Raw genomic sequence first — 24,863 nt, forward strand, 5'->3', positions numbered from 1 at the left:
AACCCCATTGCTAGCGGATATAAATGTAGCAGAGCATTTCTGCTCTGCTACCGGGTTTTTAGGCCTGTGTACCATAACGTTTATTGAATTTCTCAACACGTCCGCCAGCAGTAATATTACGTTGCTGACCAGTAAAGAACGGATGACATTTGGAACACACATCGATACGTAGTTCTTTTTTAACAGAACCAGTTAGGAAAGTGTTACCACAACCACACGTTACTTTTGATTCACCATAATTAGGATGAATTTTGTCTTTCATTTATTGCACCTCTCTCTAAAGCCACTTGTGTTTTTACCAGACAATTGTAGCATACCTGTTTCCCATACGCAACACTATTTCAGTCACAGAGAGGATAATTATTTATAAAGAGAAAATATAAATCAATATTCTCAATAAATCTCATTTTTTTATTCGTTTGTGATTATTTTTGTTCATTTATGATTGACTTTAAACTATAAAAATCTTATAATAAACACAAGCGAACATTATTGAATAATCAAAATAATCGGTTTGCTTGAGGAGAAATTAAAATAATATGTTTGCCGAAGAACGTCGTAATAAAATCATTCAATTAATAAAATCAGGACATCCTGTCAAAGTTGTTTCACTTAGCATATTATTTAGCGTTTCAGAAGCCACGATACGCCGTGATTTGCAAGAATTAGAAAATATCGGTTTATTACAAAGAACACATGGCGGCGCTGTCTCGCCTCAACTTGATTCAGAGCTCAGTTTCCACGATCGGGAAGTGTTTCTTCTTGATGAAAAACGGCAAATTGCCCTTGCAGCAGCCAACTTGGTTCAAGACGGAGAAACGATATTGCTCGATGCAGGTACAACCAGTCGAGAAATCGCTCGAGCCCTCTGTGGTAAACGATTAACAATCGCCACAAATAGTATGGATGTCGCTTGCATCTTCGCCGAAGAACCGGATATCGAAGTTTTACTACTCGGTGGCGCATGGCGTAAATCCATTAATTCTCTTGTCGGCCCTTTGACAAATGCCATGCTTAAACTCTTTTGTTTTGATAAGGCATTTGTTGCTGCCAATGCTGTAGATTGTATGCTCGGTGCCTCAACGCACAATTTAGCAGAAGCCGAAACCAAAGGTCTCATGCTACAGTCAGCTCGACAATCCATCTTAGTCGTAGATCATTCCAAGTTTGAACAAAAAACCTTTTGCAAAATTTGCAATCTAAATGAATTATCAATGATTATTACTGATAGCGGCACCCCAAAGGACACTCTTGATTGTCTAAGAACTCATACGCAAGTACTTGTCGCTGAATAAAAATAAAAGGAGTCGATATGATTGGATAAACAAACTGAAATACCGATTGTGACTGTCACATTAAATCCTGCCATTGATCGTACACTCCATCTGCCAACTTTCCTTTTAGGACAAGTCAATCGTGTAGCCAGTGAGCGTACTGATCCTGGAGGTAAAGGTATTAATGTAGCAAAAGTCATAAAAGCCCTCGAACACCCTGTTTTAGTAACAGGATTTTTAGGAACTAATAATGCCTCTGTATTTGAAAACTATTTTAAAAAAGAAGAAATTCATAATCAATTCGTAGAAACATCTGGGGAAAACCGCGTTAATATTAAAATCGTCGATACGAGTAAGGATATGGTTAGCGAATTAAACTTTCCTGGTGTTACACCAACGCCTTTAGATCTCGACCATTTATTCTCGACCTTACGCCAACTAGCGATCACTCATAAATGGTTTGTACTCTCAGGAAGTTTACCTCCAACAATTCCAACAGACATCTACGCTCAATTCATTACCATGCTTCACCAATATAATTGTAAAGTCATCTTAGATACGAGCGGACCGGCTTTAGCCGCTGGCATCGCGGCCCGTCCATTTGCCGTCAAACCCAATTTACCTGAACTGAGCCAATTGCTCAATTCACCACTGGAATCGGATGAAGAAATTCTTAAAGCAATCAAACAATTAGTCAACCAGGGAATCGAGAAAGTTGCTATTTCCCTTGGAGAAAAAGGTTCTTTGGTGGCCGACTCTCATCAAATTCTTAGAGCCAAAGCGCCGACTGTCCCTGTTTGCAGTACTGTCGGTGCCGGGGATGCTTTCGTAGCTGGTTTTAGCGTCGGCCAAGCCCGTAACCTATCACTTGCAGAGAGTGTTCGTCTAGCCTCAGCTTCAGCTGGTGCAGCAGTTGCCCTTCCTGGTACACAAGCCGCCTCTTTAAAACAAGTAAATGAATTAATCAATAAAGTTCAAATAAATGAGTGGAGGTAATTTAAAAATGAACATTCAAGACTTATTATCAGCATCCCGGGTGAATTTTGATCTACAGGCAACAACAAAATTAGAGGTTATCGACGAACTCATCGACATCCTTGATGCCGACGGCAAACTTTCTGACAAAGAACAATATAAAATCGCCGTATTACATCGAGAAAAAGAATTTTCCACTGGCATTGGTATGGGAATTGCCATTCCTCACGCAAAAGATAGCAGCGTAAAAGAAGCGGCTTTAACCTTAGGTATCTCTAAGAAAGGGATTGACTATGAATCACTCGATGAAACTCTCGCACACATCCTATTTTTGATTGCCGTTCCTGCAGACTCAAATGATGTTCATCTTAAAGTCTTATCTTTTATCTCTCGTAAGCTGATGCACCAAGAAGTTAGAGATCGTCTCATGTCTGCCAAAACCTACGAGGACGTATTAGATGCATTTCAATAATAAAAAAATAAAGGGAGGTTCTTGATCATGAAACTTTTAGGTATCACATCCTGCCCTAACGGAATTGCTCATACTTATATGGCGGCTGAATCCCTACAAATGGCTGCCAAAGCAGCCGGTCATGAAATGAAAGTCGAAACCAGAGGATCTGTAGGCGTCGAAAACGAACTGACCGACGAGGATATCAAAGGCGCTCATGCGATTATCATTGCTGCCGATACCAACGTTGATCGAGAACGATTCCAAGGAATAACGATCATTGACGCAACTGTCCAAGAGGCCATAAAAAATCCTAAAGGCCTTATTGAAAAAGCCGTCAGTTCAAAGAAAAGTACAGTTTCTGTCAGTGCTACAGCTGCCCAACAAACAAATCGATCAGCTAGAACAGGTGTGTACAAACATCTAATGAATGGTGTTTCTCATATGATCCCACTGGTTGCAGCGGGCGGTTTAATCATTGCTCTTTCTTTCGTTTTCGGTATTGAAGCTTTTAAAGAAAAAGGAACCCTGGCCGCCGCCTTAATGGATATCGGTGGCGGTGCAGCCTTCGCAATGCTCGTACCAATCCTCTCCGGCTTTATCGCCTATTCCATTGCAGATCGTCCTGGACTTGTTCCTGGTCTCGTTGGCGGAATGCTGGCTTCTAAAATTGGTTCCGGATTTCTCGGCGGTATTATCGCTGGTTTCTGCGCTGGTTATATTGCCCTTTGGATCAAAAATGCTGTTCAATTACCAAAAAGTCTAGAAGGCCTCAAACCGATGCTGATTATCCCTCTTTTCTCCACATTAGCCATTGGTCTTTTAATGATTTATGTCATCGGCACTCCTGTCAAAGCAATTATGGATATTATGACTGAAACATTAAAAGGTATGTCTTCTGCCAATGCAGGTCTGCTTGGTCTTCTCCTCGGTGCAATGATGGCCTTTGATATGGGAGGTCCAGTTAATAAAGTTGCCTATACCTTTGGTGTTGGTTTACTCGGCAGCAATGTATTTGAACCAATGGCAGCGATCATGGCCGCAGGTATGACTCCACCTTTAGGTCTAGCACTAGCAACTTATATCGCTAAGAAGAAATTCACTCCTGAAGAACAAGAAGCAGGCAAAGCAGCTTCTGTAATGGGTATTTCTTTTATTACAGAAGGCGCCATCCCCTTTGCCGCTGCTGACCCAGTACGTGTTATTCCGTCTATTGTAATCGGTTCAGCTGTAACAGGTGCATTATCCATGATCTTCAATTGTACATTGCGAGCACCTCATGGTGGTATTTTCGTACTCCTGATTCCTAATGCTGTGGGCAATCTTGGAATGTACGTTGTATCCATCCTTGCCGGAACAGTCGTTACAGCAATCCTGCTATCAATTTTCAAAAAAAATATTAATCCGACTAACGAATAAAAGGATGATGCTCCATCAAAAAAATCCTACTGCTCAATTGGCTTAAAAACCAATGAAGCAGTAGGATTTTTTTAAAGACATTCTACTTATTATGTATATTCATCGCCTTATTCATACCTTGCTTAACAATGCATTCTACTGCCTCCGCAGCTTTATCGATGGCACTTTCTAGTAAAGGTTGTTCTTCTTTTGTAAAGCGACTCAGTACATAATCCACTACTTGCCAACCTGTTGGCGGTCGATCAATACCAATACGCACGCGATTAAAGGTATCTTTAGATAACTGATTCAACAAAGATTCTATCCCTCGATGTCCACCTGATCCGCCTTTCATCCGCAAACGCAGCCGTCCAATGGGTAAATCCATATCATCAAAAATAACAATCACATCTTCAACAGGAACTTTATACCAACGGGCTAATTCTCCCACGGCGATACCACTCAAATTCATATATGTCTGCGGCTTAACAAGCAAGATTGATTCATCGCCACGATATTCAGCAACCAATGCCTGATTACGTTTTTTCCACGAATGGATTCCCAAACGACGCGCTATTTCATCGACAGCCATAAAACCTACATTATGCCGAGTGTCACGATATTCATCCCCCGGATTGCCCAATCCTACAACAATTTTCACGACTTATTTTCCTCCGTTTTAGCTAAAATTTCATCGACAGTCACGAATTGATATCCTTGAGCAGTCAGAGTTTGAATAATACGCCGAGTCGCTTCAACACTTTGAATCCGAGAAGCTCTCGAGTCAATACCATCTCCATCATGAAGGAGAATAATAGAACCATTTTTAACTTTTGCAACAGTCCGATCAACAATAACATCGACTCCAGGATTGGTCCAGTCCCGACTCATAATTGACCATTCGACGACTTTCAAGCCACGAACAGCCATGATTTCCATAACTACAGGATCACGAAAACCGTGAGGTGGGCGCACAACATGAGGAGTCGTACCAACAGCCGCCTTTATCACTCGATTTGTATGATCAATTTCTTCTTCAATGGTTTTTCGATCGCTTTTTAATAAATCAACATGATGATAAGTATGATTACCTAATTGATGACCTTCATTCACAATACGCTGCACCAATTCAGGATATTTTTCAACATTTTGCCCAACAACAAAAAAAGTCGCTGGCACCTGATATTCTTTGAGCACATCAAGAACTTGCTCAGTATAAGGAGAATAAGGACCATCATCAAAAGTAAGGGCAACGACTTTTTTGTTTGTTTGTGATTCAAAGAATACCTGCCCAAATACATGATTTTCTGGCAACACAGCACATAAGGTCAAGAAGGCACCGGCAGCAATACCGACAAGAGCCAGACCAATTCCTATGCGCATAGGCCTTCTCAGCATATGACGATAATCAAGAATAAGCCCGCCCAATACAATGACTGTCAACAATCCTAACATACTCACTAGGCGTATTTTTATATCAAACATGAGAATGCTCCATTTCTTTAAACATAATTAACCATTTCCCTTGGGAATCCATCGTATAACCATCAACAATAAACCCCCACTTTTCATAGACCCTAAGGGCTGCAAGATTGTCAGGTCGCACTTCAAGACGCACTCTCGTCACCCCTTGAAGAGTAAAGTAGTCTACCGCTGCCCCAATCAGTTGGCTAGCAATACCTCGCCCTCGCGCCTTCGGCAATACCGCAATTGATAAAATACGAGCATTGGCTGTTTGAGTTGGCTCAATCGACGACTGTAAAAATGCCAGTTTATTCATTACAATGATTTTTATTGGATGAAAGCCAAAACCATATTGTCCTGTTAGCCAACGCCAAGTCCATTTCAGCAAATGACCTTCCCATAAAGCCCTGAGCCATAACCCCGATAAGCGAGTCGGAGCCAAACAATAACCAATATACTCTCCACTGCTGCCATCACGCGCTAACAAGGTCGCCTCAGGTTCTGCCTGATAAACTAAAGCAAAGACATCCTCCATAGCACGCGGACTCGGCAAATTCCCACCACAGTGATGCAATACGCTTTCTTTAAAACATTCAGTAAACAATGCCGCAATAACAGGGATATGAGTGATTTTTCCTTGTTCGATGATTGCCCCTGATTTATCATTGAACGATTGTTGTATCATCACCATCACCAACCTTAATGGGATTATACCATATGATAGACTATGCGCAATAGTAAATAGGGGTTTGACTTATTTCCAATAAGCCAAACCCCTATTCGAATCTATTTGTTATTCTTCAAACATTTTACTAACAGGCAGTTCGCTAAAAATCCTAAGAATAGCTTCACCCAAAAGAGGTGCCATAGACAATACTTTAATTTTTTCGCTTTCTTTTTCTGGTGGCAATGGAATGGTATTGGTAATCACCAATTCTTTGATCACTGACCCATTAATACGAGAGATCGCAGGATCACTCAATACACCATGAGTACAGCAAGCATAGACTTCTTTTGCGCCATATTTCATTAGAGCATTCGCACCCTCTGTCAGAGAGCCAGCAGTATCGACAATGTCATCAATCATAACAGCCGTTCTTCCTGATACATTACCAATCAAATTCATAACCTCAGCCACACCAGGCATCGGGCGACGTTTTTCAATGATGGCAATCGGCGCATGAAGGCGATCCGCCAGTTGTCGAGCACGAGTTACCCCACCTAAATCTGGTGATACAACGATAAGGTCATCCAAATTCTTGGAACGAATATAGTCAGCAAGTAATGGCACACCAGGTAAATGATCCACAGGAATATCAAAAAATCCCTGGATTTGTCCAGCATGCAAATCAACTGTAATAACACGGCTAACTCCAGCTGTTGTTAATAAATTAGCAATTAATTTCGCAGAAATAGGTTCCCGACCACGAGTTTTTCGATCTTGCCGAGCATAAGCATAATAAGGAATGACCGCTGTAATGGTTCTTGCAGAAGCGCGCTTGGCAGCATCTACCATGATTAAAAGCTCCATCATGCTGTCATTTACAGGATTACAAGTTGGTTGCACAATAAATACATCTTTACCGCGCACACTTTCGTCAATAATAACTTGCGTTTCTCCGTTATTGAAATGCCCAACAAAAGCATTCCCCATCGTAAGCCCTAAATGGCTCGCAATTTCCTTAGCCAAACACGGATTGGAATTACCGGAAAAAATCCGCAATCTCTTAATATCTTCCAAAATATAAAATACCTCCTGAGTATGCTTTTTCTTACTTTATAAAATTACTGGCAAAATCTTAGCCTTACTTTTTATTAACCCAACCATCAATATTATTTTGACGCGCTCTGGCCACACCCAAAGCTTTTGATGGCACATCTTTAGTAATTGTTGATCCAGCAGCTACATAAGCTCCTTTACCAACGGTCACAGGAGCAACCAGATTGGTATTACAACCGATGAAGACTCCATCTTCAAGAGTCGTACGATGTTTATTTTTACCATCATAATTGACAGTGATGGTACCCGAACCAATATTCACTTTTTCGCCCATATCAGTGTCACCAATATAGCTCAAATGTGGAATTTTACTTCCCTTGCCAATTTGAGAATTCTTGACTTCTACGAAATTACCAATTTTAACCCCATCAGCAATCGTAGTATTAGGGCGCAAGTGAACATAGGGACCAACTGTTACATGATTACCAATCTGACAATCATGAGCGTATATGAAATGCAATATAGCATTATCACCAATGCTGGAATTTTGAATACGGCTACTCGGTCCTATTTCACAACCCTTACCAATCGTCGTAGCACCCTCAATCCAGGTAAAAGGATAAATAACAGTATCAGGCTCAATACAAACCTCTTCATCAATAAAAGTACTGTCAAGATCCATGATGGTAACACCATTATCCATCAAACTGGCTAATTTACGTCTTCGTAGTATTTTTTCTGCTTCAGCCAACTGTATGCGTGAATTAATTCCTAAGGTTTCCTGATAATCATCAACCTGTACTGCCCACACCTTAGCCTGACCTTGTGCTAAAATACCAATTACATCGGTCAAATAGTACTCCCCTTGCATATTATTGCAAGTAATGCCATTCAACGCTTCAAATAAAGCCGCACGTTCAAAACAGTAAATCCCTGTATTCACTTCATTGACAGCAAGTTCCCGACTGTTCGCATCTTTTTGCTCTACAATCTTTAATACTTGACCACTCTCATCTCGAATGACTCGACCATAACCAGTAGGGTTAGGCATACAAGCAGTCAGTACTGTAGCACTTGCTTTCGCCGCCTGATGCTCAGCAAACAGCTTAGCCAAGGTTTGTCCTTGAAGCAATGGCGTATCGCCACACAGCACCATTACAGTCCCTTCAAATCCTTGTAGAATTTCAGCAGCCTGCATCACAGCATGTCCTGTACCCAATTGTTCTTCTTGAACAACATATTCTGCTTGCTCACCTAAAGCAGTCTCTACGCTTTGGGCCCCGAAACCAACAATCACTACCTTGCGTTTCGCACCTGCTAGATCCGCTGCATTAATGACCTGCTCTATCATTGATTTGCCGCCAATGCGATGTAGCACTTTAGGTAATGCTGACTTCATGCGTGTACCTTTACCTGCCGCCAAAATTACCGCCAGTAAATCCGACATACCTTTCCTCCATTCACTTTAAAACCATTTTTTACTAATTAGATTCTTCTTTAGCAAAACACCAAACTTTTATTTTTTTCGACACCAATTCTGACATTCCTGCACATTTTTTTAAAAACTAGAGAAATTTCTAAAGCATCTACTCATTATATTTGTTTTCTTAAACTTTTAACAATATTTTTTTCATATATTAGCGTTACCAGTTTCTAGATTACTCCTTGCAGAACCTTACTTCAGCATAAAAATCTTAAAATACGGGTCTAATATCAATCTTCTTAGTATGTGAATCTACGTCATGTAACATAAGTAATGCCAAGTATTCATCAACTAATTTTTTTTCAGGTTCATTTGTTGCAATGAGTACTCCTGTACCAACCACCTTGGCACCTACCTCATTCGCTAGATCAATCATTCCGCGTGCCGTTCCACCAGCCTTCATAAAGTCGTCAATCACGAGTACCTTTGAACCCGATACAAGAGCGCGACGAGGCAGGGACATGGTTTGAATCCGCTTTGCCGAACCAGTAACATAGTTAATACTGACAGATGGTCCCTCTGTTACTTTACCACCCTGGCGCACAATAACCAAGGGCAAACCAAAAGCCCTTGCCGTCGTAAACGCTAAAGGAATACCTTTGGTTTCGACTGTCATAATATAGTCAGGCGCCAAATGAGCAAATCGAGTGCGAAAAATTTCGCCAACTTGTACCATCAAATCAGGCATAAATAAAATATCAGACATATATAAAAAGCCACCTGGAATCACTCGCTCAGGTTCAGCTAACCGCATGGCCATTCCAGTCAAAAATGTATTCATTCGTTCTTCTGAGTGGCATGGTACATAACGCACACCACCAGCAGCTCCAGATACTGTTTCAACTGTCCCCAATCCAAACTGCTCGATGGCTTGTTTTATTGTCACCATGTCCTCACTCAAGGTAGATTTCGCTGCGCCAAATATATTACTAAAATGTCCCAAAGAAAATAAATACCCAGGCATGTCCATTAACATTTTGCTCAGAGCGACCACTCTTTCAACTCTTCGTACTTTAGTCATTGATTCTTTTCCTCCATCACAGAAATGCCGAATGTTTTTTCATTTTTAAGTATTATTATTCAGTTTCCCCATAAAATTGCAAAATCCCTGCAGAGTTAGATTTTTTATTTTTTTCTGATTGCACACAAAGAGCGCGATAACTATTATCGCGCTCGTAGACCGTATAGTTATATACGAAAAGAAAAGGTAGTACGTACTAATTCTAGATCACTTGGCTTATCAACGTCAATCCCCAATTCTGGATAAGAAGATTTAATGACAGTACCAGTAACACCTAGAAGACTAGCCACCCGTTCCTTCACTTTGCTCAAACTTAATGTGCCGATTAAAAAATTCAGCACAAACCCCCAACCAAGTAAACAACATAATTTAAACGGGTTCTTACGATTATCGATCAATTCTTTGGCTACTGCTAAACATTGAGGAACAATGACTGGATTGACTAAAAAAATATTACCACCTGTATAAGTTCCATCCTTAAATCGCACATAGGTGCGTTTATTTCCAGGATAATGTTGATTATTGATTTCACGGCTCACAATTGGATAATATAAATCCACTTCAGTTTTAGAACATTGCGTTAAAAAATCATTAATTGCTGTCGGTGTTAATAGGGGTATATCAGCCGTCACTACCAATACCTTATTTTTGTGACCAAGAGAATTCATGCCCAATTGAATGGTCTCAGTAATGGTTCTGCCACCCTCAACAAGTATTACATTCTCAGGAAAACTACATTGGGCTAATTGTTTAACCGGACCCATTACAAAAATCCTCGCCACCTGGGGAGCTGCTGCCAATGCATCTGCCACAAAGGTTACCATAGGTTTACCGGCTATTTCAATCATCGCCTCATACGGCTGAGATGAAAAATGACTCAAACACTTACTATTTTCACCGCCAGCCAGTATTATGGCATCATACATATAACCAATACCTCCCCTATGATCGATCATACAAATCTACCACCTAAAAACGTATAAGCTCAGTTTCTAGGGAATTTTCTATTTATATTATCTCACAAAAAATCAAATACTATTCATCTTTAGATGATTCTCCACGTTCGACCATATTTTTTAATAAGGTTTGCTCAGCATTTGCCATATGCTCACCTGCTAAACGTTTGGCTAACGCGACATTGCGCAGTCCAAGAGATTCAACGAGCCGAGTATGTTCACCAAGCATTTCTTTGAGTCGTCCAGGATAAGACATAGATAAAGATCTAAACCGTGTCAATTGCTCTCGCAAGTTATTGATGATCCCTACAAGACGACTGTTGCGGCTAGCACTATATAAAAGATCATGAAATTGACTATCAGCTTCTACAATTTTGTCCATATCATCGGTCTCAATGTGTTCACCAAGTTCTACTAATAATCGTTCCATTTGTTCAAGTTCATCGTCTGTAATGCGTTCAGCGGCCATCCCTGCAGCCAACACATCAAGAGCCGTTCGAACTTCAAATACTTCATTAATATCTTTAATTGACAGATCTGATACATAAGTACCACGCCGAGGTATCATCACAACGAAGCCTTCTAACTCAAGCTTTCGGATTGCTTCTCTTACTGGCGTACGGCTTACACCCAATTCTTCAGATACTTGAATCTCCATTAACCGTTCTCCAGGCTTTAATATACCTTGAATAATAGCATTACGCAATGTTTCGCATACCACTTCTCTTAGTGGTTGATAACTATCTAATTTAATCGGTAATAATCGCCTTTCCATCATATCCCCCATTTTCTACTACTGTTTTCGTTATAATAATTTCAGCATCATTTTGTCGTCGAAGCTGATCTGCAATATATTCTGCTTTAACCTTATCTTCAACCAGACCAAAAACTGTAGGACCGCTACCTGACATTAAACTAGCGATAGCACCATACTGCAACATATTTTCTTTCAGTTTTCTAATTAAAGAATACTCTGCCATGGTAACACTTTCTAGTACATTATTTAAACGTCCTGCCACTTCTAGTAAATCACCTTGCCCAAGAGCAGATATCACACCAGCAGTATCAGGATGGGATTGCACAGTATTTCCTCGGTATTTACCATATACCCAAGCGGTTGAAACACCAAATCTCGGTTTAGCTAATACCACATAACAAGGAGGCATGGAAGGTAATTTTTCAAGAAGTTCGCCTCGACCTGTTGCGAGCATCGTACCACCTTGCAAACAAAAAGGAACATCCGAACCAAGTTTTGCTCCTAATTGAGATAATTCGGGCAACGACAATCCTAAATTCCATAAACGATTAAGCCCTAAAAGTACACCTGCGGCATCAGTACTTCCACCAGCCAAGCCTGCCGACATAGGAATATTTTTTTCCAGAAAAATATGTACACCTGTTCTCACATGACAGGTTTCTCTGATCAGCATAGCGGCTTGATAAGCTAAATTTCTCTGATCACAGGGCAAATGGGCCACATTAGCCGTTATACTAATGTCACCACTCTGATTTTCCTCTAATTTTAATATATCCGCAAGTTCTATGGCTTGCATAATCATTTCGACTTGATGGAATCCATCTGTACGTTTATGAAGAACGTCAAGTGTTAAATTAATTTTCGCATTTGCTCGTATTGTTAACATCATCAATTAACCACTTATTTTTTTGACAGTCAATTCTTCTTGATCTGTTAAAATTTTATCAATATCTAAGAGAATAATGAGTCGATCATTAATTTTACCAACACCGTCAATATATTTTGAATCCAAAGCAACCGTTGCAGGCGGCGGTTCGATATTAGCAGTATGCAAACTAATGACTTCTGTAACTGCATCAACTGTTACACCAACGACTTGACCGTTAATTTCTACAATAATAATGCGTGTATCATCATCATGATCACTGATGACCATTTCAAATCTTTTTCGTAAATCAATGACAGGAATAATGCGTCCTCGCAGATTAATAATGCCTTCCATAAAATTTGGTGTTTGAGGCAACTTAGTTACTGGGACAAGACGATTAATTTCCTGGACTTTAGTAATCGGAAGTCCATATTCTTCACTAGCCAGACGAAAAGTCACTAATTGAATTTCTTGTTCTGACGTTGTATGTTCCATATGGCAAACCCCCTCCATAAAATATTGTTGGTATTATATTCGATATGATAGCGGTGTTTGCCTGCAAAGGCTAGAAATTTTTTTGTTATATACTTTACTGTTTTGTCTGCTGTGCACCAATAAAACTTATCTTACATAGAATAACTAAAGATTTTTCAAGGAGGTCGATATTATGAATCTTCGCATGCTCTATTTACCCCACCCCTTATCAGACGTTGTAATTAGGGAAGATATGGAACATCCTATTGTTGGGAAAATACAAGAACTCTTAACTAAACACCATTTCTATCATGCCCAGATTAACAATAAATATGATACATCCACAAGCCAAGCTGTGACCTCATTTCAAGAAGAACAGCATTTGCCTGCAACAGGCATCATAGACGGGGTTACCTACTGTCGCCTTCAGGAGGCAACAGTTAGCGAAATCACTCCTTTGCCAGCGATAAAACGAGCTGATTCTACACTGCCGCGAGCTAATATTTTGATTAGTACCTCTTCTCTTGGACTGACTCTTTTTAATGGCAATGATCCTATACGACAATATCCCATCGGTATTGGTAAATTAAGTACACCTACCCCTTTAGGCAACTATGCCATTGCTCTAAAATTCATGAATCCTGGTGGCGCCTTAGGAACTCGGTGGTTAGGTCTTAATTATGATTCCTACGGTATTCATGGCACGAATCAGCCCTGGTTAATCGGAACTTTAGTATCCCATGGTTGTATCCGCATGCACAATAGTAATGTGGAAGAATTATTTTCTTTGGTTAAAGTAGGAACCCCTGTCTACATCAGGAATTAACCGATACAATGCAGCCATAATATCATCAATAAGATTGCACCTTATCATCATATATTCACGTAGTGCCTCACGTTCACTCGGCAGGGGTAACCATTCCTCCGGAATACTTGCAATAAGAAAATCTAAGTCTTCATCCTTAATACTTTTCACTTTTGCAACATAAGGAGAAAAATCTTCCGCTACCAAAAAATGATTCAGTAACCATCCATAAGCTCGCCATTGATTAATCACAATGCGCTCTGATAATTTTTTTAAAGACTGAATACTCCACCTCCCACGTATAAACAAATGGGAATTATCAATCGCATACAATACATTATTTGCTTCTTCTCGGCAAACTAAGAGATTTTTTCGATTTTTACTACGGTCGATATTATGAAACATAACATCAAACAACATCACACCAGCCATCGCTTGTTTATTTGCCGCATTTTGCAGCTCAGATTTTCCAACATATCGATTTTTATGCAAGTATTGACTAGCAAAATGGAGCCGATGACTTATCTTTGCCAATCTGAGCTTTCGATTATTGCGCAATATCTGTTCATCAATTTTAATTAAACCACTTGGCGGAAAACAAAGTCCCATATATTGACCAAACCACCATGCCACATACTCATTTACAAGTATCTTTGTACCTAGACGATTATTTTGCAGCTTAACAACATAGAGCTTACCATCGTTAGCACGAAACAGCTGGGGTGATGTAACTCCGATTCCCACCGAACCGAGATATTCGAGCGCAATTAACACTCTTATCAATCTCCCTCCCTAAAGCAACGTCTTATCTCTTCCACTCGATTACATTACACTATATGCCTCTACCATACACATTAGATGTAAAAACACCGCACAAGTTACTTAAAGTAAGCAGCTTGTGCGGTGCTTTATTCTTTTATCCTTTGGGTACACCAGTATTGCCGTTAATCAACCAGCTGGCAACCCATCCTGTGGTACCATCTGAGAGAGCAATTTTATACCAACCGAAAGCCTGTTCTTTTATCGTCACAGTCGTATCTTTATTAACCTTCGTCACAATAGGGAAATTCGTACCTGGCCCTGTACGGATATTTACTGAAGTCCCATTTATAGTACCTGTGCCGCTGATACCCATCATGGTTCCAGCCGTTGGAGTGATTCCTGGACCTGTTATTAGCATATTTTCAGAACCATAAGCCGCAATGTCTCCGCCCCCTGTCTGGGATGCAGAAGTAGCTTCACCGCCAAATAGACCAGTGGAATAACCATTTTCTAATGCATTAGCACTGGTATATTCCACTTGACCAACCTCAGTAATAGGACTCAAGGCATAAACATCCATTTCCGTAGTTGTAATCACCCGTGCCCAGAATTTAAGTACAATGGTAATATGGACTTTGCGTTTATCATGATGCCGATGAAAATCATAATCTACATACTCAACGGTTACATCCGCACTCGCATCCATATCTCGTTCTGCGCCTTCAACTTCAATATCTCGGGTAAAACGAACATGCTTTCGTTCAAAGGCATGAACTGGTTCATTCTCTAAATCAGCTACATACATGACCTTGACCTCTAGATCACCACGAATAATCACTTTATTAGGAATGACATCAACACTATTAATTTCAACATCTTTCACATAGACATCAATGACTTGTTTAATATCTGGTTTTTGTGACGGCACAAACATGTCAAATTCTACAACTTTTTGTGACATTTCTGCACCAAGAACCTGCTCTACTTGAATGGTCTCCGGACCTGGCTCAGGGCATCCGCAAATTAATTCTGCATTATCAGTCGTTCCAGTACCTGTAAAACTTGCGCCTGAATTATAGGTCGTTGAACCAGAACTTTGTCGCAAATCATCCTTCATTAAATTCCCCCCCTTTGGTAAAACATTACTGTAAGCTTAACCTTTCGGTTTTGTAGGCATTGTACCCATACCAATTTGTACTTCTCGATCGGTCATAACTTTGGCAATGATCTTGAGGACTATTGATATGTCAAAGTCTCGAGTGCATTTGTGGTGGTGATGGTGATGATGGTGGTTATGTCCGCCGCCGCAGCCATGGTGATGATCGTCATCGCATTCATCATCACATTCATCATCATCGTGATCATGGTCATCATCATCATCACATTCGTCATCATCATCATCGTTTTCCATATCTTCATATTTGTATTTATAAGCACGAGTGCATTCATCGACATCGTAGTCTACGAACTCAACAATGACACTAGCATCTGCATCCATACCTTTACGTGCACCAGGCATATCAATATCTTGTGTCCATTTATAGTGTTTGATTTCTATGGCATGCACAGGATTATCAGGCAAACAAGCTACATAAACGGTCTTAATTTCAAATTCTCCACGTACAATGACCTTATCAGTGATTACATCAACACAATTAATTTCAAGATCCTTTACAAAAACATCAACAATCTGCTCAATCGCCGGTTTTTTGGCAGGCACCACAACATGAATATCAAGGACTTTTTGTTTTTCTTCTTCCGCAATTACCTGACGTACGATAATGGTTTGCGGTCCGGTCTCAGCCCCTAATGTACACGGATCATATTTTTGGCGTATATCTTTATCATCCACACATATTCCCCCCTTTTTTGTATGTTCTATTTATATATATGCGAAGATGATCTTTTATGTGTCTCAATACGAAAAGCACTCACTCATCCTTGTATAAGAAGAAAAATATCTCTATGGTCAACTCGCCATAACACTTTAACTTTCATCCGCATAGAATATAACACCTCCCTTACCAAAGGGGATGTAGGAAAAATACAAGGAGGATCGTGAGGAATGAATTACCATAAATGTGATGGACACCCTTACAAACAGGAATACTGCCACATGAAAGATGAATGCCACGAAGAAGAAATGCCTTATATGAAAGAAAAAATGACTGAAGATTGTTATTCTGAAATGTGTACTGACATGTCTCAAATGAAATGTAAGATGGAAAAAGAATGTGTGAAAACTTACAAGTGCTACTATAAACTGTATAAGGTCTGTCAATACCGTCTATATAAGATCTGCCCCTGCTGCGGCCATGAATTTGACTATCACAGACATCGGGGCATGTGCCCTAAATGCGGGGTCTCTATGTAAAACAAAGGATCCTGTAGCCAAAAGCCACAGGATCCTTTTTCAATGGTAAAATTTTATTTTCCAATAAACTCTTGCACGACATAAGCGGAACCTTTGGCATCATAACGAACGCCAATACCAACTTCAGTATAACCCGTATTTAAAATATTAGCTCGATGTCCCGAACTATTCATAAAAGCTTTTTCAGCAGCCGTTACGTTGCTATTAATCGCTATATTTTCTCCCGCAGAATTATAACTAATACCAGCTTGCTGCATTCTGTCAAAAGGGGATTGACCTTCTGGATTAGTATGAGCGAAAAAGTTACGGTTAATCATATCCTGAGCATACTTTTCCCCTAAATTTGTCAGCTGTGAATTAAATTTTAATGCTTTCAAACCATTGCTTGCTCTATCAGCATTTAAAAGATCAAATGCAAGTTTTTCATCTGCAGCAAGATTAGAATTTGATGCAGCCGGTGTAGTCGTTGTACCCGTGGAATTACCACTTGTAGATGTTGTTGTAGAAGTCTTTGCTGGTACAGTACCAGCTTTATCTCCACCATGGTTTGATAGCAAACTGATCAAGCCTATAGCAGCAATTCCCGCTACCAATCCTTTATTATCATCATTCTTTACTTCTTGGCTACTCACTTCAGGTGTAGCTGCCAAAGCAGCTGTAGCAAACGCCCCTCCAAATGATGTCGTAATCAATGACACCGTCAAAAAACTCAGTGCAACTAAACTAGAACATTTACTATATCGCAATAACATAACCACCTTTCTATTTTACATAATTTTTTTACCACTGGATGTGTCTCTCTATTATTCTTATCTTGATAGGAATTTAGAAAGACTAAATTTTTGGATAAAAAGGACTTAAACTCGAATATATCTTGATAAACAGTGAAATTAAGTCTTTTTATTCTTCGACTACCTTTACACATATTCTACTTTACATAATAAATATCCTGTTTTTTTCACATGGCAATGTTTACATAATAAAAACTTTAGCCCTTCTTACTTGTAACCCTAGAAAGTGTTCTACTTTCTGATTACGTAACAAAAAGCAACCAGTCTATGACTACTGGTTGCTTTTTTTATAGGTCTTATAGAGTTGGTGAACCTTACTCTTTCTTAATTCTAAAAATCCTTGCCATCCATTTATAATGGCAAAACTCCCCGCGCCTACAAGGGCTAAACCATTGATGACTTCACTTTGCGTACAAATGATTACAATTCCTCCAATGCCAGCCAACAACCCAAGTACGATATGAATACCAAAATGAAAACTCCAAAATGGCCAATATCGATTCAAGTTTAATCGATGAGTAAACTCTTTCATGAATATCACCTCTTTGCACTATTGTATGATTCAATAGTCAAAAGGGTCATAGTAACAAGATTTTTTATTAATTAATCAGAAAATAGATTTCTTCTTGATTACAAGCAAGGGCACCTAAGCCCTTTTTCCACAAATCGAGTTATTCTTTGACTGTCCATCCACATAATTCAAAATATCATTGGATGCTAAAATGCCAGCTTGATTGGTAAATTTTATCTCCTGCCCTATTAATTCACCGCGAGAATAACGATCCCATAATTCTCCATGACATGGGGCAATTCCATAGTCTGCCTGCTTGAGCATACACAAATCAAGAAGCGAATCACCAGCAGCGACGACTATTTCCTCCTGCAAAAGTTCTCGTATATGAGCAACTCCAGCCCATTTATTAACAACTTGCGGCACAATATAAAGTTTTCGCCCCTGCAGTGATACATTCCAGTTTTGTGCCTGAGCCCATAAGGAAAAACTTTCAAGCTCACTAATAGGAACTTTATCTCGTTCTACAACACAATAATAAAACAAATCATCCGCCATTCGTATTGGTCCAGCCCATGAAGCATGGCAAAATTCCTTAAAACTAGTCAACATATCTTCTGCACACAAACACAGTTGTATGATCTTCCTAGCCATGTTTTTTTGCCAATCAGTATCCACGTTACCATTAATGATCAGATTTCCCCCATTGCTCACCACCACATAGGCAGGCTTTATTTTGTTATGAAATAAAGAAATCCGTCGATATTGATCAATGGTCCGCGTAGTAGCGGGTACAAAAAAACTATGGTTTACAATTGCCTGCAACTTAGCGATTGCATCATCAGCCATAAATGAGATCTCTCGCCCTTCATAAAGTTCAATCGAAGTGATCGCTGGCGCGAGTTCCTCTGCTAACAGTCGAAATGATTTGGGAGAATAAATGAGAGTCTGGTCAAGATCACTCGCAAAAATCATAAATCGCTCCCTATTGTTTTAATTAACCCACAACATGAATAGGCCATATCTGGAAATTCTTCTACCTCAACACCCCGTTCGTGAGCCAATAATAATATATGCTGCAAATTAGGATTCGATCGGCAATCAACAAGTATTTTCCAAGGAATACGCCTGAGTAAAACTCGTGTTGTTTCTCCGACACCAGGTTTTATCATATTAATCGTAGGAATTTCAAAAAGGGTTTGCAACTTTTTAATACTTTGTAATCCTGCCCATGTCGGAGCTGTTTGCTCAACCAAACGTTCTTCAACAACCCTCATCGCCTCCTGAGCAATCACTGGAAAGTGACCAACGATGGTATCAATAAAAAGTTGAGAAACATCTTCTTCTAGCCATTCTTTATAAAATTTAGTACCATGAAATTCAAATTGACCAATCAAATCATTTCTGTGCACTGTGCGGCTAATTAGACCAGATACTGTGGAATTGAGACACGCACTGGGAATACAAAAATCCTCACGCGTCCCATACAATGATACACAAGATCCCGGATCAGCAAGAACAGCCAGATCAGGTTCGATTTCCACACCATACCGTTTATTAAAAACCTGACAAGCCTCAATTAATTCAGTTGTGATGGCTCCTTTACCTGTCCACCCATCAATAAATTGTATCGCACAATCAGGATGCTGTTGCTTGATATATAAGATAGCATTTTCATCAATTCCCTTGCCACGAATGATTGAGATGCTGTAATGGGGCAATTCAATCTTATACTTTTGCGCTAAATAGCGTTTAATCAAAATACCAATTGGCGTACCCGCCCTTGCCAGGGATACTAAAACAACAGATTGACCCCTTCGTTTTAGAATTTGCTCTGCAACAACGGCAGTAGCCAAGGCAATCTTTTGCCCTGTATTTTGAAGTATTTCATGAAATAATGCAAGATAGTCTGCTGTAGGCTGATATTCAACCGGCAGCATTTCTGAATAATGAGTCCCTCCCTGTATGGCCTCTTCCCGCTTCTGATTATCAATTTCCGGAACTAAGCCATCAATATTTTTCAGTAAAAAAACAACATCTTGGGGGCTATAACTTCCGATTGGCTGGGGGGCGGGAATGATAGGAGTGTTAACACAAATTACACAATATATTTTAGGAATTTGCAAAGGTGCAAAGGCTTCCAATAAAGGCTGAAGTTCTTGTGCATTCACTGTTCTTTCGAAGAAAATAAACACTTCATCATAATACCCTGTAGGAATATTATAAACATAGTTGGTAATCCCAGGGTCATTGGGCGCGGCAAAAGAAATTGCCTCTTGTACAGCATAGCCAGCATGCTTTGCTGGATGAATCGGACTGCGGGTGGTAGATTGAGCACTTACGCCTTCCCCCATATAACTAGCAATTTTAAAGGGAAGATACATAAATTCCCCAGTTCCAAGACACAATGTCTTTTCCCCTTGTCTTTTTTGTTTCAGCAAAGTGCCTACTTCAGAAAACTTGTTTTCTATATCGATCTGTTCCTTACTACTCATGCCAAAACGTCCAGTGGAATATAAGTAAGGCAAGGGATTTCTTTTTCCGTCCATAGTTAGTGATGAAAAGTTGAGTAACGATCCTAGCTTATGATCAAGAACGAGGGTTTCTACAACTGTTTCCATTGTTTCTAAGGAACTATGTCGATCCCTAGATTCTTCTTGATAGGCAAGAACTGGTTTTCCCGTGACAGTAATACATCCTGACACGAGGGATACGGTATAAATACAAATTCCTAGTTCCTTTTCTATATCCACAAATCTTTGCCTTTCACTCTCAGAACGCCAATCCAAAAGAGAAACAACTCCATATCTCTTTCTTGGATATCGACTTTGAATGGCTCTGATAAAATTGAGGGCTGATTTTCCTGTGGTAATTTCATCATCAACCAAGACAATCATATCTTCATTTTCGAACAAAGTCGGATCAATGGCATAGCAATAATGTTCCATCGCATGACTATGTTCTTCTGCAAAATTTAAAACATTATCAATTCCTAAGATGTTTTCTCTAGTGGTATGAATATAAGAAGCATTCTCAGAAAAAGAGCTAAATACACTATGTCCTAAAGCCGTTGCCGTTTCTGCAAAGCCAATAAACAATGTTTTTTCTGGTAATGACAATAAATTTTCCCTTGTGTATGACCAAGTCTTTTCTAACGTTTCTTGATGAACAAAAGCTTGAGCAAAATCACATTTTTCCTCAAATCCCTTTTCATTATGAATCAAACTGGCATAACGTGCCGCCAACGCAGCGCCACCAACAAAAGGAATGAAAGGATGTACAGGAATATGCTTACCCAAGATCTTACTCACAAATAAAAAACCGCGTTTAGTATTTTTTCTGGCTGCCATTAAAAACAATGCATCTATGGGAATTTGATAAACATTACGTTCAACAAGAATTTCAACCTTTAATTGTTCCAAAATATCATAGGAATAATAATTAGGTAAGCAAGCTGGTAAAGTTATGTTGTTCATTAAATACTCCATAAATTTTCGATTTTTTCATTATTTTTTCTGCCCAACGCATATGTGGCTTTACTTCATTCATCTTATTGGCATATTGACTCGCGATGACACCAATATCCCCAGTCGCATTTGAAAGAATACTCGTAGCATCCATATATTCTTCATGAGTCACGACACACAATGCCTGAACGGGCTTTATGTGGCTTGGGTGAATAATGGTTTTACCAATTAAACCATTGGCTTTATCTAAGATAATTTCATGAATGAGTCCATCCATATAACGGCAAATAAGATTCTCCCTCATTTGCATGCCTGTATCTCCCAAATGATCAGCAAAAAGGCTGCGACGCAATTGCGGTTTGAATACCCGATCGCTAGAAAAAAATTCCCATACAGGGCCTGGTATTACATAATTAGAATCAGGTCTTGCAAACACATTAATAATATCACTCATACAACCACCAATGACTTTAATATCATAAATCGTCATATCTGGGCTACGCCTAAGACCAAATAAACCTGAAAAGTCCGTAGCACCAATTCGAACATTTAAAATAAGGGACCGATATTGATCTAAGAGGTCTTTGATGTTAAGTAAGTTATTATATCGACTTTCAATATAAATCACTTCTGAAGATTCTAATATGGGCATTCCATATATGGGTTGCTGCTGATACTTACTCATTGTCTCTAAGGCTTCAAGATATCGATAGCCATTATCCACTGTGAATTTTGGAAAAACAAAGCCTGTTAATAGTCTTCTATTGTCTGCCAAGCTTTCTGCAATTCGCCACATTTGCTCTACATTACGTATTCTCACAAAAATAAGGGGAAGATCTTCCAAAGAAATAATTCCTTGAGTCACAGCCAGTGCCAATTGTCCAAGATGGTCAACCACTGATTGCTCAGCGCTACTGACCTCACGATCACCAATCGCATCTTCTAGACATAAAACCATGGACATTAAACCTGTTAGCTTACCATCAATAATATCCTGCGCAATCGTTTTGCGTGTTGCAGGCATATATAAGGTCGCCCCTAAGGCATACTCTAACAAAGATTTATCCTGAGTAGTAATCGATTGAGGCGGCAGAAAAAATAAAGACTGCTGTTCTTCATTTGAGAGATAATTAAAGTAACGCATTATGCTTCACGCTTACGCAAGTGATGAATGACAAAAGTACTTAGAAAAATTAAGACTAAAGTAGAAAAGAATACAACATCAGTCACATGAATATCAAATACAGAGGCCATCATTTTTGCCCCAATAATGCCAATCAACACATAAGCCGTCGTTTCAAGCTCTGGGTAATGTTCAATCAGAGTTAAGAAAACCTGTGCAACGCCTCGCATCATCATAACGCCAAAGATCCCTCCCAAATAGAGTACCCAAACTTGATCACTCACTCCAAAAGCAGCGAGCACACTATCAATACTAAAAGCAATATCCATCATCTCAACGGTCAGTACCGTGCGCCAAAAACCAGCTGGTACAGTAGTAATTTCTTCTTCCTCTTCTTCTTTTTTCTTTAAAAAGAATTGAAGAGCCATCCATAATAAATAAAGGGCTCCAGCAGCCTTAATCCACCAAATTTTTATTAAATAGGTGCCTAAACCAATGGCAACAAATCGAAATAGATAGGCACCTAATATGCCATAAAACAGTGCTTTTTTCTGTTGTTTTTTTGGTAAATGCCTTACCATAATGGCTAATACTAGGGCATTATCCGCAGACAAAAGACCTTCTAATACAATTAAGCTACCAATAACCGCCCAATTTACTGGATTATAAACAACACTCAGAAAAGCATTCATGTTAAAAAATTGGGAATAGTTAACTATAATCCCACTAATAAATTCACTCATTTATAAGCCTCCAACCATGATACACTATTTATTTCCTGGTAAAAGTTCTTTTACCCAATCAGCAAAACCTTGGGGATTTCGAGTCTGAATCAGCACTACCCCCGGTCCTTTAAAACGACAAACCAACATTTCCCCTGATGTAAAACTAGAAATCCAACCTGAAGATGCTTTTTCAATTTTGTAATCCATATAATCAGGCCATGCAACAAGATGGCTATTATCAATAATTCGTTCTTCCCCAGCCTCTAGATTAATCGCATGAATACCACCATAGGAATTCAGAAATACCGTGCCTTTGCCACTGACCTTCAATGTGAAAAAACCTTCACCTGAAAATAGACCTTGCATCAAATTTTGCATTTTGCTCGATACTTCGACGCCCATAGAACCAGCTAAAAATCCATCTTTTTGTACGACGAGCCCATAGCTACCATCTAGCTCCACGTCAACAATATCTCCAGGTATGGACGGCGCAAGTAATACTTCACCAGGCCCTCGACGCGCATTGAGAGTTTGAAAGAAAAACTTTTCTCCTGCCAACATCCGTCCAATACCACCCAATAATCCGCCTTCCATTTTACCTTCCACATCAATCGTCGTCGCCATGGATACCATAGCATCTGATTCAGCTTTGAGAGTCTCCCCTTGCGCTAATTGAACCTTTAATAACGGGAAAGCACCTGGGTATAAAATTTCGTAATCCATAAAAACCTCCACTTATTCAACATTACTAAAATTAAAAGACACAAAGAGTCACAAAAGAGGCACTTTATACCCTTTGTGTTCTTTGTGTCCGCAACTGCAATCGAGTGCCTTTATCTTTATCTTTTTAACTTTTGGCCTTTAACCAGCAAAATAACGGTCTACAAAACCTTGCAGCCCTGAATTATAGCCTTGTCCAACTGCCTGGAATCTCCACTGACCATCTCTCTTGTATAATTTACCAAACTCAATGGCCGTTTCTTTTGAAAAATCTTCATCAAGTTCATACTTAGCAACTTCTTTATTGCTCTCTTGATCATAAAGACGAATAAAAGCATTACGAACTTGACCAAAGTTCTGTTTGCGTTTTTCCGCTTCATGGATCGTCACAACAAAAACTAATTCATTGATGGCTGTGTCCACTTTCGCCAATTCAACCAGAATGGTTTCATCATCCCCATCACCATCGCCAGTCAGATTATCACCTGTATGTTTCACACCGCCATCAGGAGATGTTAAATTATTATAAAATACGAAGTTCTTTTCAGTCGGTATTTTTCCATTTGCACCTAGCATAAATACAGAGGCATCTAGATCAAAAGCAGCACCTGTATCCGTACTATTCGTATCCCAACCTAAACCTACACCTACTTTTTTCAAGCTTGGTGCTTCTTTGGATAAATTAATTCTTTCACCTTTACCTAAATTAATTCCCATGTTCAAGACCTCCCACTATTTTTTTAA

Annotated in this window: 27 protein-coding genes; 5 read left to right on the forward strand and 22 right to left on the reverse strand. The window is 39.5% G+C overall.

Features of this window, described 5'->3' with window-relative positions; translation table 11 throughout:
- Nucleotides 1-58 precede the first annotated feature (58 nt).
- Nucleotides 59-262 (reverse strand): 50S ribosomal protein L31, encoded by a 204-nt coding sequence (rpmE, locus tag ACAN52_RS01470; protein ID WP_378951133.1) that lies wholly within the window; start codon nt 260-262, stop codon nt 59-61.
- A gap of 277 nt (nt 263-539) precedes the next feature.
- Between rpmE and ACAN52_RS01475 the strand changes: the two genes are divergently transcribed.
- Genes ACAN52_RS01475 through ACAN52_RS01490 form a run of 4 tightly spaced genes read left to right on the forward strand, consistent with a single transcriptional unit; the run spans nt 540 to nt 4,119 of the window.
- The gene (locus tag ACAN52_RS01475; RefSeq protein WP_378951136.1) at nt 540-1,295 is read left to right on the forward strand and encodes a DeoR/GlpR family DNA-binding transcription regulator; all 756 of its coding nucleotides are present in this window, start codon (nt 540-542) and stop codon (nt 1,293-1,295) included.
- A 21-nt stretch (nt 1,296-1,316) separates the two neighbouring features.
- Complete coding sequence (gene pfkB / locus ACAN52_RS01480; RefSeq protein ID WP_378951138.1) at nt 1,317-2,270, forward strand: 1-phosphofructokinase; 954 nt, start codon at nt 1,317-1,319, stop codon at nt 2,268-2,270.
- A 7-nt stretch (nt 2,271-2,277) separates the two neighbouring features.
- A complete protein-coding gene (locus tag ACAN52_RS01485; protein WP_378951140.1) occupies nt 2,278-2,721 on the forward strand; it encodes a PTS sugar transporter subunit IIA in 444 nt (147 codons plus the stop codon).
- A 27-nt stretch (nt 2,722-2,748) separates the two neighbouring features.
- On the forward strand, nt 2,749-4,119 hold the full coding sequence (locus tag ACAN52_RS01490; protein ID WP_378951143.1) for a PTS fructose transporter subunit IIC: 1,371 nt from the start codon (nt 2,749-2,751) through the stop codon (nt 4,117-4,119).
- Nucleotides 4,120-4,201: 82 nt separating this feature from the next.
- Here ACAN52_RS01490 and pth read toward each other — a convergent pair whose 3' ends face one another.
- The 10 genes from pth to ACAN52_RS01540 all read right to left on the reverse strand — a co-directional run bounded on the left by pth (nt 4,202) and on the right by ACAN52_RS01540 (nt 12,862).
- Nucleotides 4,202-4,759 (reverse strand): aminoacyl-tRNA hydrolase, encoded by a 558-nt coding sequence (gene pth / locus ACAN52_RS01495; RefSeq protein WP_378951146.1) that lies wholly within the window; start codon nt 4,757-4,759, stop codon nt 4,202-4,204.
- Nucleotides 4,756-5,583 carry a polysaccharide deacetylase family protein gene (locus ACAN52_RS01500; protein ID WP_378951149.1) on the reverse strand — a complete coding sequence of 276 codons (828 nt, stop codon included), beginning with the start codon at nt 5,581-5,583 and terminating at the stop codon, nt 4,756-4,758. The genes pth and ACAN52_RS01500 overlap by 4 nt, the downstream gene beginning before the upstream one ends.
- Nucleotides 5,576-6,247, reverse strand: a complete 672-nt coding sequence (locus tag ACAN52_RS01505; RefSeq protein WP_378951152.1) for a GNAT family N-acetyltransferase — start codon at nt 6,245-6,247, stop codon at nt 5,576-5,578. Before ACAN52_RS01505 ends, ACAN52_RS01500 begins: the two co-directional genes overlap by 8 nt.
- 108 nt (nt 6,248-6,355) lie before the next feature.
- A complete protein-coding gene (locus ACAN52_RS01510; RefSeq protein ID WP_378951155.1) occupies nt 6,356-7,303 on the reverse strand; it encodes a ribose-phosphate diphosphokinase in 948 nt (315 codons plus the stop codon).
- Between the two features lie 64 nt (nt 7,304-7,367).
- Nucleotides 7,368-8,729: a bifunctional UDP-N-acetylglucosamine diphosphorylase/glucosamine-1-phosphate N-acetyltransferase GlmU gene (gene glmU / locus ACAN52_RS01515; RefSeq protein ID WP_378951158.1), complete on the reverse strand. Its 1,362-nt coding sequence runs from the start codon at nt 8,727-8,729 to the stop codon at nt 7,368-7,370.
- A 247-nt stretch (nt 8,730-8,976) separates the two neighbouring features.
- Nucleotides 8,977-9,786: a pur operon repressor gene (purR, locus tag ACAN52_RS01520; protein ID WP_378951161.1), complete on the reverse strand. Its 810-nt coding sequence runs from the start codon at nt 9,784-9,786 to the stop codon at nt 8,977-8,979.
- Between the two features lie 167 nt (nt 9,787-9,953).
- Nucleotides 9,954-10,742, reverse strand: a complete 789-nt coding sequence (locus ACAN52_RS01525) for a nucleotidyltransferase family protein (RefSeq protein ID WP_378951164.1) — start codon at nt 10,740-10,742, stop codon at nt 9,954-9,956.
- A gap of 79 nt (nt 10,743-10,821) precedes the next feature.
- On the reverse strand, nt 10,822-11,517 hold the full coding sequence (locus ACAN52_RS01530) for a GntR family transcriptional regulator (protein WP_378951798.1): 696 nt from the start codon (nt 11,515-11,517) through the stop codon (nt 10,822-10,824).
- On the reverse strand, nt 11,492-12,385 hold the full coding sequence (gene ispE, locus ACAN52_RS01535; protein ID WP_378951801.1) for a 4-(cytidine 5'-diphospho)-2-C-methyl-D-erythritol kinase: 894 nt from the start codon (nt 12,383-12,385) through the stop codon (nt 11,492-11,494). Before ispE ends, ACAN52_RS01530 begins: the two co-directional genes overlap by 26 nt.
- 6 nt (nt 12,386-12,391) lie before the next feature.
- Nucleotides 12,392-12,862: a chemotaxis protein CheW gene (locus ACAN52_RS01540; RefSeq protein ID WP_378951167.1), complete on the reverse strand. Its 471-nt coding sequence runs from the start codon at nt 12,860-12,862 to the stop codon at nt 12,392-12,394.
- Between the two features lie 172 nt (nt 12,863-13,034).
- Here ACAN52_RS01540 and ACAN52_RS01545 point away from each other — a divergent pair, with 172 nt between their 5' ends.
- The gene (locus ACAN52_RS01545) at nt 13,035-13,667 is read left to right on the forward strand and encodes a L,D-transpeptidase family protein (protein WP_378951170.1); all 633 of its coding nucleotides are present in this window, start codon (nt 13,035-13,037) and stop codon (nt 13,665-13,667) included.
- Here the strand turns inward: ACAN52_RS01545 and ACAN52_RS01550 are convergent.
- From ACAN52_RS01550 to ACAN52_RS01600, 11 genes are all read right to left on the reverse strand, one after another.
- Nucleotides 13,620-14,420, reverse strand: coding sequence for a HipA family kinase (locus tag ACAN52_RS01550; protein WP_378951173.1), 801 nt, complete (start codon nt 14,418-14,420; stop codon nt 13,620-13,622). The genes ACAN52_RS01545 and ACAN52_RS01550 overlap by 48 nt on opposite strands.
- 142 nt (nt 14,421-14,562) lie before the next feature.
- A complete protein-coding gene (locus ACAN52_RS01555; protein WP_378951176.1) occupies nt 14,563-15,525 on the reverse strand; it encodes an SPOCS domain-containing protein in 963 nt (320 codons plus the stop codon).
- Between the two features lie 36 nt (nt 15,526-15,561).
- The gene (locus ACAN52_RS01560; protein ID WP_378951179.1) at nt 15,562-16,260 is read right to left on the reverse strand and encodes a DUF3794 domain-containing protein; all 699 of its coding nucleotides are present in this window, start codon (nt 16,258-16,260) and stop codon (nt 15,562-15,564) included.
- A 575-nt stretch (nt 16,261-16,835) separates the two neighbouring features.
- Nucleotides 16,836-17,528 (reverse strand): CAP domain-containing protein, encoded by a 693-nt coding sequence (locus ACAN52_RS01565; RefSeq protein ID WP_378951182.1) that lies wholly within the window; start codon nt 17,526-17,528, stop codon nt 16,836-16,838.
- A 316-nt stretch (nt 17,529-17,844) separates the two neighbouring features.
- Nucleotides 17,845-18,105, reverse strand: a complete 261-nt coding sequence (locus ACAN52_RS01570) for a hypothetical protein (protein ID WP_378951185.1) — start codon at nt 18,103-18,105, stop codon at nt 17,845-17,847.
- Nucleotides 18,106-18,219: 114 nt separating this feature from the next.
- Nucleotides 18,220-19,059: an HAD family hydrolase gene (locus tag ACAN52_RS01575; RefSeq protein WP_378951188.1), complete on the reverse strand. Its 840-nt coding sequence runs from the start codon at nt 19,057-19,059 to the stop codon at nt 18,220-18,222.
- Nucleotides 19,056-21,560, reverse strand: coding sequence for a phosphoribosyltransferase (locus tag ACAN52_RS01580; RefSeq protein ID WP_378951191.1), 2,505 nt, complete (start codon nt 21,558-21,560; stop codon nt 19,056-19,058). Before ACAN52_RS01580 ends, ACAN52_RS01575 begins: the two co-directional genes overlap by 4 nt.
- A complete protein-coding gene (locus ACAN52_RS01585) occupies nt 21,526-22,695 on the reverse strand; it encodes an HpcH/HpaI aldolase/citrate lyase family protein (RefSeq protein WP_378951194.1) in 1,170 nt (389 codons plus the stop codon). The genes ACAN52_RS01580 and ACAN52_RS01585 overlap by 35 nt, the downstream gene beginning before the upstream one ends.
- Nucleotides 22,695-23,417 carry a TerC family protein gene (locus ACAN52_RS01590; protein ID WP_378951197.1) on the reverse strand — a complete coding sequence of 241 codons (723 nt, stop codon included), beginning with the start codon at nt 23,415-23,417 and terminating at the stop codon, nt 22,695-22,697. Before ACAN52_RS01590 ends, ACAN52_RS01585 begins: the two co-directional genes overlap by 1 nt.
- Before the next feature lie 24 nt (nt 23,418-23,441).
- Nucleotides 23,442-24,122, reverse strand: coding sequence for a TIGR00266 family protein (locus ACAN52_RS01595; RefSeq protein ID WP_378951200.1), 681 nt, complete (start codon nt 24,120-24,122; stop codon nt 23,442-23,444).
- A 138-nt stretch (nt 24,123-24,260) separates the two neighbouring features.
- Nucleotides 24,261-24,836 carry a TerD family protein gene (locus tag ACAN52_RS01600; RefSeq protein WP_378951203.1) on the reverse strand — a complete coding sequence of 192 codons (576 nt, stop codon included), beginning with the start codon at nt 24,834-24,836 and terminating at the stop codon, nt 24,261-24,263.
- Between the last annotated feature and the right edge of the window lie 27 nt (nt 24,837-24,863).

Source organism: Pelosinus sp. sgz500959 (assembly GCF_042610375.1).
In the GTDB taxonomy this organism is placed as follows: domain Bacteria; phylum Bacillota; class Negativicutes; order DSM-13327; family DSM-13327; genus CTSoil-075.

Bases quoted from the DNA above. Each gene is read 5' to 3' on its own strand.
- ACAN52_RS01590 (WP_378951197.1), bottom strand. From the start codon at position 23,417: ATGAGTGAATTTATTAGTGGGATTATAGTTAACTATTCCCAATTTTTT.
- ACAN52_RS01530 (WP_378951798.1), bottom strand. From the start codon at position 11,517: ATGGAAAGGCGATTATTACCGATTAAATTAGATAGTTATCAACCACTA.
- ACAN52_RS01595 (WP_378951200.1), bottom strand. From the start codon at position 24,122: ATGGATTACGAAATTTTATACCCAGGTGCTTTCCCGTTATTAAAGGTT.
- ACAN52_RS01585 (WP_378951194.1), bottom strand. From the start codon at position 22,695: ATGCGTTACTTTAATTATCTCTCAAATGAAGAACAGCAGTCTTTATTT.
- ACAN52_RS01540 (WP_378951167.1), bottom strand. From the start codon at position 12,862: ATGGAACATACAACGTCAGAACAAGAAATTCAATTAGTGACTTTTCGT.
- ACAN52_RS01475 (WP_378951136.1), top strand. From the start codon at position 540: ATGTTTGCCGAAGAACGTCGTAATAAAATCATTCAATTAATAAAATCA.
- ACAN52_RS01505 (WP_378951152.1), bottom strand. From the start codon at position 6,247: ATGATACAACAATCGTTCAATGATAAATCAGGGGCAATCATCGAACAA.
- ACAN52_RS01485 (WP_378951140.1), top strand. From the start codon at position 2,278: ATGAACATTCAAGACTTATTATCAGCATCCCGGGTGAATTTTGATCTA.
- rpmE (WP_378951133.1), bottom strand. From the start codon at position 262: ATGAAAGACAAAATTCATCCTAATTATGGTGAATCAAAAGTAACGTGT.
- ACAN52_RS01490 (WP_378951143.1), top strand. From the start codon at position 2,749: ATGAAACTTTTAGGTATCACATCCTGCCCTAACGGAATTGCTCATACT.
- ACAN52_RS01555 (WP_378951176.1), bottom strand. From the start codon at position 15,525: ATGAAGGATGATTTGCGACAAAGTTCTGGTTCAACGACCTATAATTCA.
- ACAN52_RS01575 (WP_378951188.1), bottom strand. From the start codon at position 19,059: ATGATTTTTGCGAGTGATCTTGACCAGACTCTCATTTATTCTCCCAAA.
- ACAN52_RS01525 (WP_378951164.1), bottom strand. From the start codon at position 10,742: ATGATCGATCATAGGGGAGGTATTGGTTATATGTATGATGCCATAATA.
- ispE (WP_378951801.1), bottom strand. From the start codon at position 12,385: ATGTTAACAATACGAGCAAATGCGAAAATTAATTTAACACTTGACGTT.
- ACAN52_RS01600 (WP_378951203.1), bottom strand. From the start codon at position 24,836: ATGGGAATTAATTTAGGTAAAGGTGAAAGAATTAATTTATCCAAAGAA.
- ACAN52_RS01570 (WP_378951185.1), bottom strand. From the start codon at position 18,105: ATGAAAGAGTTTACTCATCGATTAAACTTGAATCGATATTGGCCATTT.
- glmU (WP_378951158.1), bottom strand. From the start codon at position 8,729: ATGTCGGATTTACTGGCGGTAATTTTGGCGGCAGGTAAAGGTACACGC.
- ACAN52_RS01580 (WP_378951191.1), bottom strand. From the start codon at position 21,560: ATGAACAACATAACTTTACCAGCTTGCTTACCTAATTATTATTCCTAT.
- ACAN52_RS01500 (WP_378951149.1), bottom strand. From the start codon at position 5,583: ATGTTTGATATAAAAATACGCCTAGTGAGTATGTTAGGATTGTTGACA.
- ACAN52_RS01545 (WP_378951170.1), top strand. From the start codon at position 13,035: ATGAATCTTCGCATGCTCTATTTACCCCACCCCTTATCAGACGTTGTA.
- purR (WP_378951161.1), bottom strand. From the start codon at position 9,786: ATGACTAAAGTACGAAGAGTTGAAAGAGTGGTCGCTCTGAGCAAAATG.